The sequence below is a fragment of the Stieleria bergensis genome (assembly GCA_007745635.1).
GTDB classification, from domain to species: Bacteria; Planctomycetota; Planctomycetia; order Pirellulales; family Pirellulaceae; genus Stieleria; species Stieleria bergensis.
The window spans coordinates 1,172,582-1,189,829 of sequence record CP036272.1 but is presented as its reverse complement, the minus strand read 5'-3'; the positions used below and the strand labels follow the sequence as shown (position 1 = coordinate 1,189,829).

The following is a 17,248-nucleotide window of genomic DNA, read 5'->3' as shown; positions in this document are numbered from 1 at the left end:
ATGCCTGAACTTCCCGAAGTCGAAACCATGTGCCGCGGCATCGCTCCGATTGTCGGGCAGACCATTGTGCAAATCAATCGACCGCCCTGCGAGCGCAAGGCGATCTCGATCAAGCCCAGTGTGAAAACGATCGCCAAGAAAGCGGTCGGCCAAAAGGTCCAACGCATCGATCGACTTGGCAAACGCGTCTTGATCGTGCTGGAAAATGAATCGGCAATCGTCATCGAACCGCGGATGACGGGACTGGTGCTGTTAGCCGACCCACCCAGCACGGAACATCTGCGGCTGCAGATCATCTTGCATGGCAAGCCCGATCACAACGTGCTGTTCTGGGATCGACGCGGCTTGGGAACGGTGCAATTGCTCAACCCAAGTGAACTGAAACGCAGCGTGATTGACCGACTGGGGCCGGACGCCTTGGTAGCCACCGCAGATCAACTGAAATCCATCTTGGGCACCAGTCGACGGGCGATCAAGGTCGCATTGCTGGATCAATCTGCGATCGCGGGCGTCGGCAACTTGTATGCCTCCGAAGCCTTATTTGTCTCGGGCATCGATCCACGCACGCGCTGTGATCAGCTGACCAAACCACAATGGCAACGGCTTTGCTCGGCGATCCACAGCGTCTTGCGAGAAGCCATCACGCACGAAGGCAGCACGCTTTCCGATGGCACCTACCGCAACGCGTTGAACGACGCGGGCAGCTACCAGAATTACCACCGCGTGTACGATCGGGCTGTGCAAACCTGCAAACGTTGCCAAACCGGCAGCATCCGCAGAATTGTCCAGGCCCAACGGAGCACGTTTTTCTGCCCCGATTGTCAACAGCGGCGCGGCAAGCACGCCAGCGTTGACGCGGCGTCACCAAGCGTCGATCAGCCGTAAATGGGCCGACTTTCGCGTTTTTTCTCTCTCCCGGTCGCAGCCGGAAAAATCTTTCTTTCTCATGGGGATGGATTAGCGGTACAATATAAGTAACGCGATACCAACTGCCTTGCCCAGACAGCCGCCACGCTCTGTGCCTTTTTCTTTCAAAGATCACTGCGCTATGAACCACCGCACGCCAACCTCTAGCAACCGTCGTCAGTGGTTAAAAACGGCAGCACTTGGTGCAGGTGCCTTGTCACTTGGCAACTTGGCTCGCCCCTCCATTGCCACCGCTGCTGACAAAGCTTCCTGGGACACCGCGACTGAAAAGGGACTCCAGTGGCTGGCCAAGTCACAATCGTCGCGTGGCCATTGGAACACCCAGGTCTATCCAACCGCAATGGCAGCCCTGGCCGGTACCGCGCTCGTTGGCAGCGGTTCAACCACCACTCAAGGACCGTATGCAAAAAACATTTCACGCGCCGCTGACTTCATCATCAGCAAGAGCCGCAGCAATGGGTTGATCGGTGATCCCAAAACCGATCAACGCTACACCTACGGTCACGGCTTCGCGATGCTGTTCCTGTCGCAAGTGTTGGGTGAAGAAGGCTTGCTCGATCGACGCCGCGAAATTGTGGATGTGCTAACCCGAGCGGTGGAGTTCAGTGGCAACGCGCAGACCGCCGCCGGCGGCTGGGGCTATGTCTCTGCCGATGAGGGCAACGACTTCGACGAAGGCTCCACCACGATCACACAAGTGCAAGGCTTGCGCGGCTGTCGCAATGCGGGCATCCCCGTGACGGCCGAAGTCATCGACAAAGCCAAAGAATACATCTATGGCTGCAAGAACGACGACGGTGGCATCAGCTACAGCAGCCGTCAACGCGGTAGCAGCCGGCCTGCGATCACGGCCGCTGCCTTGGCTGCCCTGTACAACGCCGGCGACTACGACAGCGAACATGTTCCGCAGATGTGGGAATACACCAAGAAGGAACTTCACGATTTAGGTAACGGCAAGAATACGTTTGGCCACTGGGACTACACGTACTTGTACTACAGCCAAGTGGTTTATCGCCAAGGCGACGAATTGTGGCAACCTTGGAAAGCCAAGCTTTACAACCAAATCGTTAGCCAGCAATCACCCAACGGATACTGGGAAGGTCAGATTCATCCCGTCTATGTCACGGCCTGCAAACTGACCATGCTTCAGCTGGACTATGGGTACCTGCCGATCTACCAGCGTTAATCCGAGCGGATCGTCTCATCGCTTAGATCGCGTGTAACGTCTAGCTCTTGCTTGGTCGCAATCTGAGTCACTTCCAGACGCTTGGTCACACCGGCAGCCGGCGACGGTTCCTCGCCACGCAGATTGTCCTCCCACCACTTGAGAGCGTCCTTGGCGTTCCACTGCAAGGCAGACTGGCAGGCCGCCAGTCGATCGGCGAACGCTTCGGCGCTCCGCACACGGTCCTGAGGATCTTTGACCAGGCAATCCAGAATGACCTTTTCAAGATCCGCATCCAAAGGTCTCCCCAAACGCTGACTGGGCGTCACCGGCATGTCTTTGACATGCGACATCATCACTTGAGACATCGACTCACCCTCAAACAAGGTTTTGCCGGTGAGCAAGAAATAGCCCACCGCACCGAGTGAATAGATGTCGCCGGCGGTGCCAAAGCCTTTCCCTTGCAAGGTCTCTGGCGGCATGTAATGCGGTGTCCCCAACAGCGACGAAGCGGCGGTGATGTCTAAGTCTGACTTTTGATTTTTGACCAGCCCGAAATCAAGCAACTTGGCAAAGTCATAGAGCCCGCCTCGCTCGGTGATCATGATGTTCGATGGTTTGATGTCGCGATGCATCAAGCCTTTGCGATGCGCTTCGTGAAGCGAACCACAGACCTGCTGCAACAGATAAATCACACGACCTTCAGGCTGCGGACCATAGCGATCGACCAGTTCGGTCAACGTGATCCCGCTCAGATACTCCATCGCGTAGTAAAACACCCCTTCCGGCGTACGACCATAATCGTAAATCGCAATGGTATTGGGGTGCGTCAGCTCACTGGTCAACTGGACCTCGCATTCGAAACGGACCACGGATTGCTCGTTGGTTTTATCGGCATCCAGCAATTTGATCGCCGTCGGTCGACGGAGCATGTCATGGTGGCCGCGATACACGGTGCCCATTCCGCCACGCCCCAGCAGAACGTCCAAGTGATACTGGCCAAGCTTTCTGGCTCGGATCGCCATGTCACGCGCCCGATACTCCATGCGAGACGCGCGTCGAGCCAAGAAGGCATTCAGGGTCGCCATCCCAGCAAGCAACCCCAACAGCAGCAGAAACGTTCGCTTCAGCCCATAAAGCGTCTTAAAGGCCTCCGACTGATCGGCTTCGGTAGCGACTCCGAATCCGTAGTGATCCAACCAAGTCCAAGCGCCCACCACAGGCACACCGCGATAGTCACGGTATGAATCAACATTCACGCCACTGTGACCAGCGGTCGCCGAGGCAGCCATGGCAGTAAAGGGTTGCTCATGACGACGCAACGCTGGCCGTTTCCCGCGAGTCATGTCGACTCCGGGATCTCGCAACGCGACGTTTAACAGGGACTCGGTATTGTCGTCGTCGACAAGTAAACCGATCTGTTTGAGATCATCATCGAATCGACTGCTGGTCAGCATGATGCCTTTGGAATCAAAGGCGTACGTCTCACCCGTCTTGCCAACACGGGCGACCTGCAGGATCTGTGAAAATTCGGCGCGCGGATTCAGCCGGATTCCGAAGACCGCGATCACTTCGCCAGCAGCATTTCGAATTGGCGCGCAAACAAACATCACCGGCACACCCGCTCTGGGAATACCGTCAATGTCCTCTACTAGCATCAAGCTTTTCATGGGCGGGAACACCGCCGTGTTGCCATCAAAGACCGGCTGCAACATTTCCTGCAGTTGATCGCCTGGTTTCAATCTCCCCACTTCGCTGTCCAGGTCCTCGGCAATCACACGAAGCTGTGAATCCAAGATGGCAAACCCCATCCCGCCATGGTGATCTTGCCAGTGGTCAACAATTGCCTTGAGCCGCTTCATCGCCGGTGACTCAAGCAGTCGCACGGGAATGGACTCCGAACTCTCATCATCAGCGATGGCCAACAACTGCTCGGTGGCCGCTAAAACAGCGGCGTCATCGGCGAAGTTGGCTGCAGAGTCTTGCTGTGACTTTAACCAGATTTCCAGCGCACTGACATCCGCATCCAGCAGTGTCTGCAACTGCTCAGCCAAGTGCTCCTTCATCATCGACTCGATGCGGTTGCTCGACAGCCAGCCCACCCCAACTAAGGTGATCGCCGCCAGAATAAAAAACAGCCAGAGCCGATCCCGACGCAGCATGAACGAACTGAGCGACGCACCGAAAAGCGATCGCAGCTTGGCGTCACGAGATTGCCGTGACCGATCCATGGGTCGCGTGATCGCAACAGAGTCGTGCTTAGAATTCATTGGTGATTTTCGCCAATGGACGTGAATGACTTGGCTTGAGTAACAGCAAGGCGCGAGAACGATTCTCTGTAAAATAGCTTGCAAAGCATAACACGCCCGTAAACGAGACGGGAAACGCGACCCAAAGGTACAGCAGGAAACATCAGAAACACCGCGAACAGTGGTGACGAACAACCGACGGCACGGCGGCAGCCATTGCCTTCTTAGGGCCAGCCCTCACCGCTCCCATTCTAGATCGCGAGCAAGAGGCTGAAACTCTTGATTGCCAGCGGACCTGATTCTGCCAGCAATCAACTGGGGTTGGGAGAGGTCTGCAATTGCACCATTTCACGATACTTCCCCCCTCGCTTGAGAAGCTCCTCGTCCGTCCCTGTTTCCAGCACCCTGCCCTCATCCAGGACAACAATCAGATCAGCGTTGCGAATCGTACTAAGACGATGAGCGATCACCAAAGCGGTTCGCCCAGCCAAGAGCTCTTCCAGCGAACGCTGGATCAAGCCTTCGCTTTCACTGTCCAAGTTGCTGGTCGCTTCATCGAGAATCAAGATTTTGGGATCCGCAAGAATCGCTCGCGCGATGGCTAATCGTTGACGCTGTCCGCCGGAGAGCTTGACACCGCGCTCGCCAATCACACTGTCGTAACCCTTGGGCAACTTCGCAATGAATTCGTCTGCGGCCGCCAAACGCGCCGCCTCGATGACTTGTTGCCGCGTGCAGTCGCGTCTGGCATAGGCAATGTTCTGTTCAATCGTGCCGTCAAACAAGAACACATCCTGCTCGACAATCCCCAGCAACGAACGATAGGAATCGAGTTCTATCTTGGGTAACGGCTGACCATCTAGAAGAATCACGCCCTCGGTGGGATCATAGAATCTTGCGATCAGGTTGGTCAGCGTGGTCTTGCCCGCACCACTGCGTCCCACCAACGCAACGGTCTTGCCCGCGGGGATTTGCAAACTGATTTCGCTTAGGACAACGGTGTCGGTATCAGGATAGCGAAAGGTCACATTTTGCAGTTCCAACTGTCCCTGCACTCGCCCGTGAACCAAACGCTTGGCTTCAGGGTCAACGGGCAATTCTTGCTCATGCTCTAGCAAGTCCAACACCCGATCCAACCCTGCCAAGTTGTTCTGCAAACCAACGGCGCTTGCAGCAATGGTGGCCAGCGGATCAAGCAGCATCGTGAGATAGACCAGAAACATCATCAAGTCACCCAGCGTCAATTCGCCTTGAATGATTTGATGGCCGCCGTACAGCAGCAGCGCCGTGCTAGCGAGCGGAATCACCACGCCCCAGATGGTTTCGATGGTTCGCGCCCACCACCAAGTGAACAACTGCTGACGAACCAAAAAGCCGCCTTCACGAACAAACTTGCCCGCTTCACTGCGCGAGCGTGAAAACGTTCGCACGACTCGAATCCCGCCAAAGGTTTCCGTGGCCGATGCGTCGATCCGTTGTCGCTGTTTGCGAACGTCTCGAAACATGGGGCGAACTCGATTGATCCAAGTTCGATGAGTTGCCCAAACAATCGGCAGCAACAACAGACCACCGAGCATGAGCTTCCAGTCCACAAGCATCAGCACCAACAACGACCCGACGAACTGCAAGACGGCTCGCCATGGGTTGTACAACATGGAAAAAATCAAGTCTGCAATCCCGCCAGCGTCTTCGCGGATCAAGCTGGCAACACCACCTGATTTGAGGTCGTAAACTTTTCCCAACGGCAACCGGATCGCATGCTCATAGACGCGACGACGAATCGTAATCTGAGCCTGGTTGACGGCCTTGGTCGCACTCCAGCGACTGGCCAAACCAATCGCTGTGGCAAACAGCGTGGTGATCACCACCGCAGTGGCAATCCAGACCAACTGAGCCATCTGACCGGCGGGAAACTGCAGCGACTGCAACCAGGATGGCAGCGGACGAGGCGGACTGGTCAGCACACAGTCAATGGCCAGCTTGGTTCCCAGCGGTGGAATCAAACGCAACCCAACAGCCACACTTAACCCACCAAGAGCCATGAGAATCGACCGGCGATGAGGACGAATCAAGCGAAAGAATTCTCGCAGCAATTCGATCACACCACGTTCACGATCCCCAAATTTAGTTGGCTTTCGATCATGCCCATGATGGCTGATCGGAGCACTTTTACTGGGATCGCGCTGACGGACCTTTTGACGGTAATTTGAAAAACGACGACGACTGGGCTCGATTGACATACCGTATTGGTAGCGCCACAAACACCGATTGGCAAGTACCAGCGACCTCAAGCCACAGAGAATGACCGAACGCCCAGGAAATCCCTCACCTCAGCAGGGAGCCAGAGTGCCAATCGCAAGGGAGTTTCCGCGACCCAATGGAGGGCAACTCACCCTAACCGGTCGACTGAGCCACCATGGATTGACTGAGACGATCAAAGGCAGTCGCGTCGGCAAACTGGTTGCGATCGATCACAATGGTCGTGCTGCCATCGTCGGTTGCCAAAATCAATTGATCATCATCTCGCTGGCGAAAGGGCAAGCCGACAAGCGAAATCCGCAACACAATCACATGGTAGTCGTACCACAGATCTGTTTCGGACAAACCTGCCTCGACATGGTATTCATGCCGCGCCCACAACTTGGGAACCAGCGTCGTCACCGTCAGCCCGATCGCAATGATGATCACAGAGATGGACCACCTTGGACCGCCACCGGCCTGGCCCCAATTGATCGCCACGGCGAGACCACCGAACAAACAGATCAGAAACCCGAACAACCAACCCCAACGCCAGATCTGACCGGAGACGTTGGCCGAACACTGGAACTTTGGCAAACGCTGGCCCACACGCTGCTTTGCTCGTCGCCGACTGGCCGGTTCAGTCAGCGATGAAACCCGAAACGATTCCGCGAATCGTTTCAAATCGGGACGCACCGGTTCGGGGACACTGTACGTTTGGCGAATGCCTTGGCTGCGTGTGCGATGATTCCAAAAACTGATATCCATACAAAGCTGATCGATGGCAGCCAACACGTCAGGATCGGTCACCCAATCCTTGACGATCAGAAAGGGATTGATCGTGCCGATATTCCACAGCCAAGCCTGATCACTCAAGCTGATCTGCACTTGCTGCCAACCGCTGTAGACTTCGATCGGTCGCGAATCTCGCGTCTGTTTCTCGATCGAGAATCCCTCGCGGTGCAAATGCAACCGCACCGAACCTCCCAGCGGCGGATCAGCATCGTCATACAGCATGGGCTCTTTTCGCAACCGGGCACCCAAAAACCACAGCACCAGTCCGAAGACAAACACACAACCGAGCGCAAAGAAACTGAAATCAGCCGCCAGGACCACACCGATAAAAAACAGCGTCCCCATAATGACCAAGACAGAAAACAGCCGATGGAAGACTGCTTGCGGTTTAACAAATGGCACCACCTGACACTGACGAGCGAGCGCAAGTGCCTGTTCCGAATCAACCCTTCCTTCGATCGTTACCGTGGGTCCGGAATAGATCGGCCGCCCCTCCGGCAACAGCTCTGTTTGACCAGCCTCCGTGATAGAAAGATCGGCGGGTGGTTGATAAGGGTTCTGGTGCATCCGATTCAAACGCTACAGTGCGCGAGCTTCTTTTGACAAATTGGCGACCAAATCGTTTAGCTGTTCGTCCAGTTCTTGCATGACCGGGTCACGCTGTCCTTTGGGCGGCCGCGACGTGCTGACCTCGATTGCCGGAGCGAATTCAATGACAGCCTTCAAGGGAACACGATTATTCGAACGACCGTCCATCAGCTCCTGCATCCGCTGAATGGTTTCGACGATCCGCGTGTCGGTCGCCTTACCTGGCAACAAATAACTCTCTTGATAGGACAGGAGTTCTTGGGCTAAATCCGCCGCTGTGGCAACCCGTCGCAACTCTGCCTCGGAAGTGTCCTGATGCGGTGAAAAATGCTGCTCAGAGGCTTTGGCTCGTATCGCTCGCCCTCGATCACGCGCGTCTGCAATCGTCATCGGCAAGCCCAACGACTGCTCGCCGAAACGCAACAGATGTTCGATCAGAGCGTCCCGTCGCTGTGAAAGCGAACCCTGCTGGACCTGTCCCAGATACTGCATCTCCTTGATCGCCAAGAACGTGGCCGCCACATCCACTGTTCGCGTTCGAATGTCTCGATCTGGCATGAATTGCCAGGCAAACCGTTGTTCAAATTGATCGAGTTGCAGTTCAGCCCAAGGCTGTGGATCCTCGATGCACAAATACTTGATGCCAACAGGATGCACCACAACCGTGGGATCCTGGCCATCGTCAAGTTGCTTGACTCGCCGACGAGCGGCCGTCCGCGCAATCAGCCCAACGCCATCAAGCAATGGCTTGACCAGATCGTTGGTGCGATTCATTGCCCCTTCGGGAAAAACGATCAACGGCCGTTTGCCCTCCACCAAAACCTGCACCGCCGCTTCGATGGATTGGCGGTCGTTGCCTTCACGAAAGATGCTGAATGCGCCCATGCGGCGCAGCGCAAAAGAGTCAAAGCTCGACACATTGAACAAGTGCCAAGATGCCATCGCGTGAACGTTGACGCCTAACTGCCTGGCCGGCCACCCAAGCGCTAACGGATCGGCATAGCGGCAATGATTGGGCGCCCACAACATGGATCGGCCAGAATCCTTGCTGGCCTGGACATGCTCGAGACCACGCAGCTCATAGTCCACGACACCTTCGCTGTACCTCAGGTACAAATCATAAAGCCGCAACGTTTGAATCACGGTTGGCCACCACGACGAACGCATGGGAGGCACAAACTGATAGGGACGATCAAAAACGACGGTCATGGGCAACTGCGTCAGGAAAAAGACTCCGATTTGGCAATCATCCAATCATACCTTTTCTGCGACGTTCCTGGGCGCTGATTCAACGCCATTCAAAGATGCCCTGCCTCGGCAATGAAACCCTGCCTCGGCAATGAAACCCTGCCTCGGCAATGAAACACGCTGCAACACATCGGCGCCAGTGTCGCTCGTCCGGTGTGGGCAGACACCGTCTGGGGCGCCACCTGATCAGCCGACGGCTCTGGCCAAGATAAACCCGATGGTGATCGCCACCATGAAGAACGCGACCATCAAGGCAATGATTAGCGAGATGTCCGGTCGTTTCCCCGATCCGGAACCACTGCCGCCCTTTCTGCTTTCACTGCCGATACCGACACTGGAGCTACTGTCTAACGCCGAGGCGGGACGACTTGATGCAGGCTGCTGATAGCCCGATTCGGCTTGCAAATTGAGATAACTGGCCTCATCAAAATCGACTTCAGGACGTTTGACGCTGACCAGTTTTCCGCTGTCGCTGGGGCTAAGGCCTTCCTCAACCAAACGTTTGCGGCTACTGGTCATCGTGTCGTCGTTCTTGTTGGACAACGTATCACCGGTTCCCGTTCCCGCAGTGAAGGGATCATCCAATGAGATGGACGAAGAGCTGCTACTGACCGGCAGTCCAGGATCATCTCCCAAACCAATGACGACCTTTTGTCCCTTGGGGACCTTGGCAACAAACTTCTCCAGAGCTTCGGCGACGTCGGCAACCCTTTGGTATCGATACTCGGGCTGCTTCTGAATCATCTTGACGCAAATGCCTTCCAACTCTCCAGGCACCGAAGGACGGAGCGACCGGATGGGCTGTGGCATCTCGGTTTGGTGCATCGCGATCCGCTGGGCCAGCGTGCCTTTGTTGAACGGCGGTTGCCCGGTCAACAAGTAGTACATGGCGCAGCCCAAAGCATAGATGTCAGCGCGATGATCCACCGAGTGGCTGTCAATCGCTTGTTCCGGAGCCAGATAATCGGCCGTCCCGAGTACGTTCTCGTTGTTGGCCATCGTCAGCGAAGCTTCTTCCTCTTCGTCCATCAACGCCAAACCCATGTCCAACAGACGCACGCGGTCCTTTTCATCCAGCAACAAGTTCGCTGGTTTGACGTCTCGGTGAACCACTCCGTTGTCATGGGCATGCTGCAACCCACGAGCAGCCTGTGCGACCAGATCTGCTGCCAAGGACGGATCCAAGGCTCCATCACGTTTGACCAACGCTTGCAAATCTAAACCGTCGACGTACTCCATGACCATGTAATGAACATCGTCAATGTTATCAATGTCGTAGGCCGTCACAATGTTAGGATGGTTCAGCGAGGCAATCGCCTTGGCTTCTAATTCAAAACGAGCCAGATACGACGAGTCCGACACACGTTTCTTGGGCAACACCTTGATCGCCCGTTTGTGATTCAACTTGGTGTGTTCGGCCAAGTAAACACTGCTCATGCCGCCGGTGCCAATGTGCCCGAGCAACTTGTACTTCCCTAAGAAGAATCCCTTGTACTTGCCTAGATACAATTTCTCCAAGTGCCAGGCCGTCACCATGTTGTTTTTGACCAACAGACGACCGACCAGTTTGACGTCACTGGGAAGCTTTCCATCATGATGATTGCGCAATTTCTTCTCAAACCGCTTTAACTTCTGCGGATCGACGAGCTGGCTTTTCTCAACCAGGCGAATCAACATTTCGGCGGTCAGCTTTTGCATGCTTTCATGGCCACACACGATGCATCAACCATGCCAGAACAATTCATGGCAGCGGTGGGACGTCAGGACACCGGTGATAAGGGATCAGAGGAGCGGATCGAATCGGGAACGCAGGGAACAGATCTAAGCGAACAAACCTAAGCTGAAATTCCAACCTAAGCTGAAATTTCAAAGCAGGAGACTGGATTGGACACTTGAGCAAGAGGGCTGATCACTGAACCTTTGCCGCGCGTCTCCGTTCGCCCAGCCCATCACCCTCTGCCATCCCCAGCCACAAGAGTGTACACCTATCCACAATCACTCGGCAAGGCGTACCAAACCCCCTTAGAAGAGAGCAAGTGTGTGGATTGACAACCCAATCGAGTTGCCAATGGCCCAGTCTGGCAAGCAGCTATCGTAGACAATTACCACACGGTGTAGTGCAGGAAATGCAGCCGGCGGCAAGAATTTCAGCTTTTTCACCGCAAACAAACCGGCCGTACTCTCTACCAACGGCAAGCGTTGTTTGCTCTGATGCACCACAGTCTCAAGCCACCACATTCTGCAAGAACCACAATCGATACAGCCTTCACAACCCTCGCCGTCGCAACTCGAAGCCCCCAAAACGCGTGCACCACTGTCGCCCAGCTGCCAGTTCGGGCCTTCGATCTGCAGCTGATTCGCTGGAAACAAAATGCTCACTCAGCACCACTCCGCCGCACCCCTGCTAGGTGTCATGGCCAAGTACTGGACACCCGGTCGGGTCAAAACTCGGCTCGGGCAAACCATTGGCATCGAAAAGAGCGCTCAAATGCATCGGCTGTTTTGCCTGCACTTGGCCCAGACTCTGGGGACCACAGCATGGGCTGACGCGGTGAACCTGGTCTCGGCCGATTGGCAGAGACAATTTGTGGTCGCGCCTGATGCTGACTGCGAACGCTTTCAACGCGAGCTGCCCGCGGACTGGATCGTTGCCAGCCAAGGTGACGGCGACCTGGGCGACCGGATCAATCGCTGGTTCAAGTCGACTGCGACCAAGGGCCACCGAGTTCTGATTGGTGCCGATTGCCCCTTGATCGATGTCACCCTGATCGATCAGGCTTTAAGAGCCCTTGATCAACAGGATGTCGTGCTGGGACCGGCTCAGGATGGCGGCTACTATTTGATCGGCATCAGCGGCACAAACAGCTCACGGATTGAACAACTGACTCAGTCGATCACGTGGAGCACTGAAACGGTGTATCAAGACACCTGCCGAAACGCGGAACACGCAGGCCTAAGCGTGGCCACATTGCCGATCAAGCAGGACGTTGACACCATCGATGAACTCAATGCGCTGATCATTCAACTGAAACGGCACGTTGCCCCACTGGATCTCAACCATCCCAACACTCGACTGCTGGCTGAAATGGAAGCGATTCTCAGCTAAGCAACCAAGCTCCGTCCCCCTTTTGAAAAACAGTTAACCTTTGCCCGCAACATGAGCCAGACCCAGTCAGACATCGTTGTGATCGGAGCCGGCGCGATTGGCTTGACCACGGCTTACGAGCTTTCCAAGCGCGGCCATCGCGTCACGCTGCTGGAACGCGATGCGCTGCAAACTTCCACGGACGAACAGGTCTCTGGATATCGCTCCGCCAGCTCCTGGGCCGCATCGGGCATCCTGCCGCCCGCCAATCTAACCGGCAGCACAGATCCGCTGGATCGACTGCGTGGGCTAAGTCACCAGCTGTACCCTGCCCTGGCGAGAGAACTTGCACAGCGCACGCGTATCGACTGTCAACTGGAACGCTGCGGCGGTTGGTACTTATCAGAGAGTGTGGGTGAAACCGCAGCGATGGCTGGCATGGTGGCTTACTGGGATGAACTAGGCATTGAATGTCAGCAACGCGAGCTGCAAGACTTGCAGCAATCGGAACCGGCCTTGCAAGCTTGGTGCCAGCGAGTCTCTGGAGGCGCGAGCCAAAAACCGCCGCATCGCCGGGCGTGGTGGGTACCGGATGAATATGCCATTCGCACGCCGCGTCTGTTGCGTGCCTTGCTGGCTGCTTGTCAACAGCTCGGCGTGACCGTGATCGACCACTGCCAGATCGACGAGATCAACCTGCATGAGATTCGCCTGCGGTACAGACATTCTTCAGCCGACCACTCAACCGGTCAGATGGAGGCGGACAAGCTGATCGTTTGCGCGGGCGCGTTGACTGGCCAAATCGATCAGCGATTGCAACTGCAGCGCAGTCTGATTCCGATCCGTGGTCAGATCTTGCTATACCAGATGCCCCAGCGTGGCCTGCAAAGTGTGATCAACATTGGGCATCGCTATTTGGTTCCCCGTCGCGACGGCAAAGTGCTGGTTGGATCGATGGAAGAAGAGGTTGGTTTCCAACACGGCACGACACCTCGCGAACTGGATTCACTGCGCCGCTTTGCAACCGATCTTTGCCCGGCGCTCAAAGAGGCCGAAGAACTGATGGCATGGTCGGGTTTGCGGCCGATGACCTTTGACGGCTTTCCGATGATTGGCAAACTGCCCGATCACGATGCGGTGTTCGTCGCGGCAGGGCATTTTCGTAGTGGCGTTCACCTTGCCCCTGCGACAGCAACCTGCTTGGTCGACTTGATCGAGGGCAAAGTTCCCGCAGTAGACCTTGAACCGTTTTCTGTCGGCAAGCAACAATACCGTGATCCCGCCCGCGCCCGTGCCACGCCGTTCAATTAACGCGAAACGAAGCGGGGACTGCACACCATTCACCTCTCCAATCACCAGGGTTGTCCGCCTTTCTTGATGCGAAATGTTCGCAGTGGCAAGATCAAGACACAGCTAAATGACACAGGACTCCCTGGCAAACCACGTCCCCACCGACATGACACTTGACCCGCCTGGATCGATCGCTGTGATCGGAGCCGGCCCGATGGGGATTGAAGCGGCGCTGTATGGACGCTTCTTGGGTTACAACATCGCGCTCTATGAAGCCGCTGAGCAGATTGCTGCCTCTCTGCAATCCGAACGCGACGAGCAGTTGCCGCAGATGCCAAGCCACTGCATGTCTCCGCTTGCACTTCGCGCGCTTGAAGCACAAGGTAGCAGCGAGGCACCGAGCGAATTACCCACCACCATTGATCACTGGATCACACGAGTGTGGGAACCACTCGCAGCATCGGACCTGCTGCGTGGCCGGGTGCAGACAGGCAAACCAGTCACTGATCTTCGCTTTGCCGAACCAGACGATGAAGATGAAGATGACCAAGCCCAGCAGCCAGCGGACAGCGAAGCCGATGCTGCGGACTCGGACACTGAACAAGCCGTCCCACCGGACTTTCAATTGAGCTTTGGCGATGAAAGCACTGAAGTCGTTGAAGCGGTGATCGTCGCCACGGGAACGCAGCACTGGACCGCAACCGAGTCCCATCCGACCGGGATCGCGGTGCATTTTGATTTGCCCGCCGAATACCTGTTCCAAGTCACTTGTCCGTGCAGCGACCAAACCGATGCCGACTATCTGTCTGGCTTGAAACAGATCGTCAAAATCTACGCTCAACTGGCTGGCCGAGAGGATTTAGACCTCTATAAACCGGTACGTGGCCCGGAGTGACCTTGATTTTTGCCGCAGAATACGCGAATTAGCAGTAGGAAACCCCGGAGTCCCGCTGATCGGGCCTCTTCCAGCTCCCCTATTTCGCCCAACCTGTGTGCTCCCATGGTCAATTCCTGCTTGTTCAAACCTTGGCAAAGCCGCACGCGTCGAATCGATCGAGGCTACAAGCAGGCGTTGAACTGGCAACTGGCAACCGCATTGACCGTCTTGATGACCGCCTGCATGTTAGACGGCGTGATCAACCGAGCCGATGCTCAGTCGGTGCCCAGAAGCAGCCAGTACAACTATCCCGGCAGCCAGTCGGTGAGCAGCCAGCCGGTGAGCAGCCAGCCAATGAGTGTGTACACGGCACCTCGCAGCCAAGTGCCCCGCAGCCAGGCGCCCCGCAGTCAGGCGCCCCGCAGTCAGGCGCCCCGCAGTCAGGCTTCCAACAGCCAAGCCTCTGCAACACGCTTGGCCAGCACGGCGCCAGCTTTAGCCAGCACCGCCGTTTATCCCGTGGTTGGTGACCGACAACCGTCGCCCCATCATTTCGCTTCCCTTTCGCAGCCACCAGCGAGTGCCGCAAGGCTTGACGGAGCGTCACTGGAAGAGGCGGCGTTGAAACAGTCCACCGCAAGAGAGACATCCTCCAAAGCGACCGCTGAGTTGGCAGAGACTCAAGCGAACCGTGGCCAAGCGAACCGTGGCCAGGCATCGGCAACCGATGGGTTTCCGGACTTGATGCCAAGCGACCAGGCGGAGCAAACCAACACCAGTTTTGTTGACGGTTTACTGGAAGGCGACTTCGCCGCCGGCCCCATGGTTCGCACTGGCAGTGCGTTACTGATCGTCCTGTCGGTCTTTATTGGTTTGATTTACTGCTACCGTAAACTAGGCTCCAAGGGAGTGGTTCCGGGACGGTTACCGACTGACCTCGTCCAGCATTTAGGCAGTACAGTCATCGACCAAGGCATGCGAGTGAGCTTTATCCAAATGGCCGATCGCATTGTGGTCGTTGGCCAGCGTGCCAATGGCGACCCTGTCACGCTGACGGAAATCACCGACCCGGTAAAAATTCAGCAGGTTGTCAATCGCTGCATGGGACGCCCGCAAATCGTTGGCCAACGTGATCATGGCTCAGTGCCGCACCAACAATCAATCAGCAGTTCGCTTGAAATGGCAATTCGATGAGCCTGACCCTCGCCTTTGCGGCGGCCTTACTTTTGCTTGGCGTTCTAATGCGCCAGTGGTTACCGCTGTTTCGCGTGCTGTACATCCCAGCGTCAGTCATCGCGGGATTCATTGGCCTGGGAATTTTGGCGCCACTTTCGAGTGACTGGGGCAGCACAGCGCACCCCGGCTTATCGCAGTGGGCCGAGCAAGCCATCGAAACGCTGGCAACTTGGCCTGGGGAACTGATTGCCATCGTGTTTGCTGCCATGATGTTGCAGCCACCGGACTCCGGATCGGGCGACCGGGAGGAAATCAAAGCCAGCAACGTTGCCCGCCAAGGCCTGATGGCGTGGATCATTGTCCTTGGCCAAACCGCCGTCGGTGCACTTGCCACCTGGTTGCTGATTAAACCCTGGGTCGATGTCCCCAATTCATTTGGAATGCTGATTGAAACGGGCTTTGCCGGTGGACATGCCACCGCCAGTGCGATGGGCGAAGTGTTCAACAACAGCATCATCAACTTTCCGATCGGGAAAGACCTGGGACTGCTGATGGCCACCCTCGGCTTGGTCTACGGCATCATCAGCGGGATTGTCTTCATTAACATTGGCGTGCGTCTGGGCTGGGCACCGGGCAATGATGGCGCTCATGAATCATCGGGCGACTCAACGTCAAACGAAAAGCAAGCCGCCAAACCCAAGTCAACAGGGTTCGCCGTCTGGGCCAGTGACACCATTGACCCCATGTTGTTGCAACTGGTTTGGATCGCGCTGGCAGTGGGTCTGGGCGCCCTGATGCAACTGGGTGTGCAAACCGCCGCGACCCGCATTGACCAAGCACGCGCGACCACCGCCCAGACGGAAACCACCGCCAACGGGAAAACCATCACACCGATTGAAAGCTCACTCGACGACGGGGCAGCCATTGAATCCACGGATGCCGAATCGACTGGGGACAACGCTGTTGCTGCCAAGCCAGACAAGAGCGAACTGAGCAAACGTTTAAAGATCGCCAACGTGCTGGACTTTCCCTTGTTCATTTATGCGATGCTTGGTGGGTTCTGTCTGCGGAAACTGTTTCGCGGAATGGGTTGGGAACATCGCATTGATCCCGTTTCCATCAATCACATTGGAAGTGCCGCGATGGAGGTTTTGGTGGTCGCCGCGATCGCATCTTTGAAACTCAGTGCAGTGGTTGCCTGGGTCGGTCCGCTGTTGGTGCTGTTTTTGTGTGGCAGCGTTTGGTGTTGCTTCTGCCTGCTGGTGCTCTCACGCTGGATTCTGCCGAAATCGCATTGGTTCCAGTTGGGTTTGATCAACTATGGCATGTCAACGGGAACGACCGCGACTGGATTGGTCTTGCTGCGGGTGGTGGATCCGGATCTGCGCACTTCGGCTGCGGGTGAATACGCGCTTGCCGCTCCGATTTCGGCTCCGTTCATTGGCGGTGGGATTCTGACGTTTGCCTTGCCGCTATTGTTTCTGGAGTCATTCCCACTGGCCTTGACGGCCCTTGTTCTGGCGGGAGTGATCACGGTTTTGATCCTGATCGGGATCCGTGCGAACAAACGGCAACAGCCGAACGGTTCCTGATCCGTCGATCTACCTCCG

At 56.2% G+C, this 17,248-nt stretch carries 12 protein-coding genes; 7 read left to right on the top strand and 5 right to left on the bottom strand.

Annotated elements, in window-relative coordinates; genetic code table 11:
* Positions 1 to 885: a bifunctional DNA-formamidopyrimidine glycosylase/DNA-(apurinic or apyrimidinic site) lyase gene (mutM, locus tag SV7mr_RS03835; RefSeq protein ID WP_145269388.1), complete on the top strand. Its 885-nt coding sequence runs from the start codon at positions 1 to 3 to the stop codon at positions 883 to 885.
* A gap of 163 nt (positions 886 to 1,048) precedes the next feature.
* A complete protein-coding gene (locus SV7mr_RS03830; protein WP_145269386.1) occupies positions 1,049 to 2,113 on the top strand; it encodes a prenyltransferase/squalene oxidase repeat-containing protein in 1,065 nt (354 codons plus the stop codon).
* Here the strand turns inward: SV7mr_RS03830 and SV7mr_RS03825 are convergent.
* From SV7mr_RS03825 to SV7mr_RS03805, 5 genes are all read right to left on the bottom strand, one after another.
* The gene (locus SV7mr_RS03825) at positions 2,110 to 4,362 is read right to left on the bottom strand and encodes a serine/threonine protein kinase (protein WP_419188054.1); all 2,253 of its coding nucleotides are present in this window, start codon (positions 4,360 to 4,362) and stop codon (positions 2,110 to 2,112) included. The genes SV7mr_RS03830 and SV7mr_RS03825 overlap by 4 nt on opposite strands.
* Before the next feature lie 290 nt (positions 4,363 to 4,652).
* Positions 4,653 to 6,581: an ABC transporter ATP-binding protein gene (locus SV7mr_RS03820; RefSeq protein WP_145269384.1), complete on the bottom strand. Its 1,929-nt coding sequence runs from the start codon at positions 6,579 to 6,581 to the stop codon at positions 4,653 to 4,655.
* 154 nt (positions 6,582 to 6,735) lie between these two features.
* Entirely contained in the window at positions 6,736 to 7,941 is a 1,206-nt protein-coding gene (locus SV7mr_RS03815; RefSeq protein ID WP_145269382.1) for a hypothetical protein, read from the bottom strand.
* Positions 7,942 to 7,953: 12 nt separating this feature from the next.
* Complete coding sequence (locus SV7mr_RS03810; RefSeq protein WP_145269380.1) at positions 7,954 to 9,171, bottom strand: lysophospholipid acyltransferase family protein; 1,218 nt, start codon at positions 9,169 to 9,171, stop codon at positions 7,954 to 7,956.
* A gap of 225 nt (positions 9,172 to 9,396) precedes the next feature.
* A complete protein-coding gene (locus tag SV7mr_RS03805; protein WP_145269378.1) occupies positions 9,397 to 10,908 on the bottom strand; it encodes a serine/threonine protein kinase in 1,512 nt (503 codons plus the stop codon).
* A gap of 673 nt (positions 10,909 to 11,581) precedes the next feature.
* Here SV7mr_RS03805 and SV7mr_RS03800 point away from each other — a divergent pair.
* From SV7mr_RS03800 to SV7mr_RS03780, 5 genes are all read left to right on the top strand, one after another.
* A complete protein-coding gene (locus tag SV7mr_RS03800; RefSeq protein ID WP_145269376.1) occupies positions 11,582 to 12,316 on the top strand; it encodes a TIGR04282 family arsenosugar biosynthesis glycosyltransferase in 735 nt (244 codons plus the stop codon).
* Positions 12,317 to 12,367: 51 nt separating this feature from the next.
* Positions 12,368 to 13,606 (top strand): NAD(P)/FAD-dependent oxidoreductase, encoded by a 1,239-nt coding sequence (locus tag SV7mr_RS03795; protein WP_145269374.1) that lies wholly within the window; start codon positions 12,368 to 12,370, stop codon positions 13,604 to 13,606.
* A 106-nt stretch (positions 13,607 to 13,712) separates the two neighbouring features.
* Positions 13,713 to 14,480: a hypothetical protein gene (locus SV7mr_RS03790; RefSeq protein ID WP_145269372.1), complete on the top strand. Its 768-nt coding sequence runs from the start codon at positions 13,713 to 13,715 to the stop codon at positions 14,478 to 14,480.
* 105 nt (positions 14,481 to 14,585) lie between these two features.
* The gene (locus SV7mr_RS03785; protein WP_145269370.1) at positions 14,586 to 15,656 is read left to right on the top strand and encodes a hypothetical protein; all 1,071 of its coding nucleotides are present in this window, start codon (positions 14,586 to 14,588) and stop codon (positions 15,654 to 15,656) included.
* Positions 15,653 to 17,230 (top strand): sodium/glutamate symporter, encoded by a 1,578-nt coding sequence (locus SV7mr_RS03780; protein WP_145269368.1) that lies wholly within the window; start codon positions 15,653 to 15,655, stop codon positions 17,228 to 17,230. Before SV7mr_RS03785 ends, SV7mr_RS03780 begins: the two co-directional genes overlap by 4 nt.
* Positions 17,231 to 17,248 lie beyond the last annotated feature (18 nt).

What these genes read in the sequence shown, in the direction of transcription:
- SV7mr_RS03790 (WP_145269372.1), top strand. Translation starts at nt 13,713, where the DNA reads ATGACACAGGACTCCCTGGCAAACCACGTCCCCACCGACATGACACTT.
- SV7mr_RS03805 (WP_145269378.1), bottom strand. Translation starts at nt 10,908, where the DNA reads ATGCAAAAGCTGACCGCCGAAATGTTGATTCGCCTGGTTGAGAAAAGC.
- SV7mr_RS03825 (WP_419188054.1), bottom strand. Translation starts at nt 4,362, where the DNA reads ATGAATTCTAAGCACGACTCTGTTGCGATCACGCGACCCATGGATCGG.
- SV7mr_RS03810 (WP_145269380.1), bottom strand. Translation starts at nt 9,171, where the DNA reads ATGACCGTCGTTTTTGATCGTCCCTATCAGTTTGTGCCTCCCATGCGT.
- SV7mr_RS03820 (WP_145269384.1), bottom strand. Translation starts at nt 6,581, where the DNA reads ATGTCAATCGAGCCCAGTCGTCGTCGTTTTTCAAATTACCGTCAAAAG.
- SV7mr_RS03815 (WP_145269382.1), bottom strand. Translation starts at nt 7,941, where the DNA reads ATGCACCAGAACCCTTATCAACCACCCGCCGATCTTTCTATCACGGAG.
- mutM (WP_145269388.1), top strand. Translation starts at nt 1, where the DNA reads ATGCCTGAACTTCCCGAAGTCGAAACCATGTGCCGCGGCATCGCTCCG.
- SV7mr_RS03830 (WP_145269386.1), top strand. Translation starts at nt 1,049, where the DNA reads ATGAACCACCGCACGCCAACCTCTAGCAACCGTCGTCAGTGGTTAAAA.
- SV7mr_RS03800 (WP_145269376.1), top strand. Translation starts at nt 11,582, where the DNA reads ATGCTCACTCAGCACCACTCCGCCGCACCCCTGCTAGGTGTCATGGCC.
- SV7mr_RS03785 (WP_145269370.1), top strand. Translation starts at nt 14,586, where the DNA reads ATGGTCAATTCCTGCTTGTTCAAACCTTGGCAAAGCCGCACGCGTCGA.
- SV7mr_RS03795 (WP_145269374.1), top strand. Translation starts at nt 12,368, where the DNA reads ATGAGCCAGACCCAGTCAGACATCGTTGTGATCGGAGCCGGCGCGATT.
- SV7mr_RS03780 (WP_145269368.1), top strand. Translation starts at nt 15,653, where the DNA reads ATGAGCCTGACCCTCGCCTTTGCGGCGGCCTTACTTTTGCTTGGCGTT.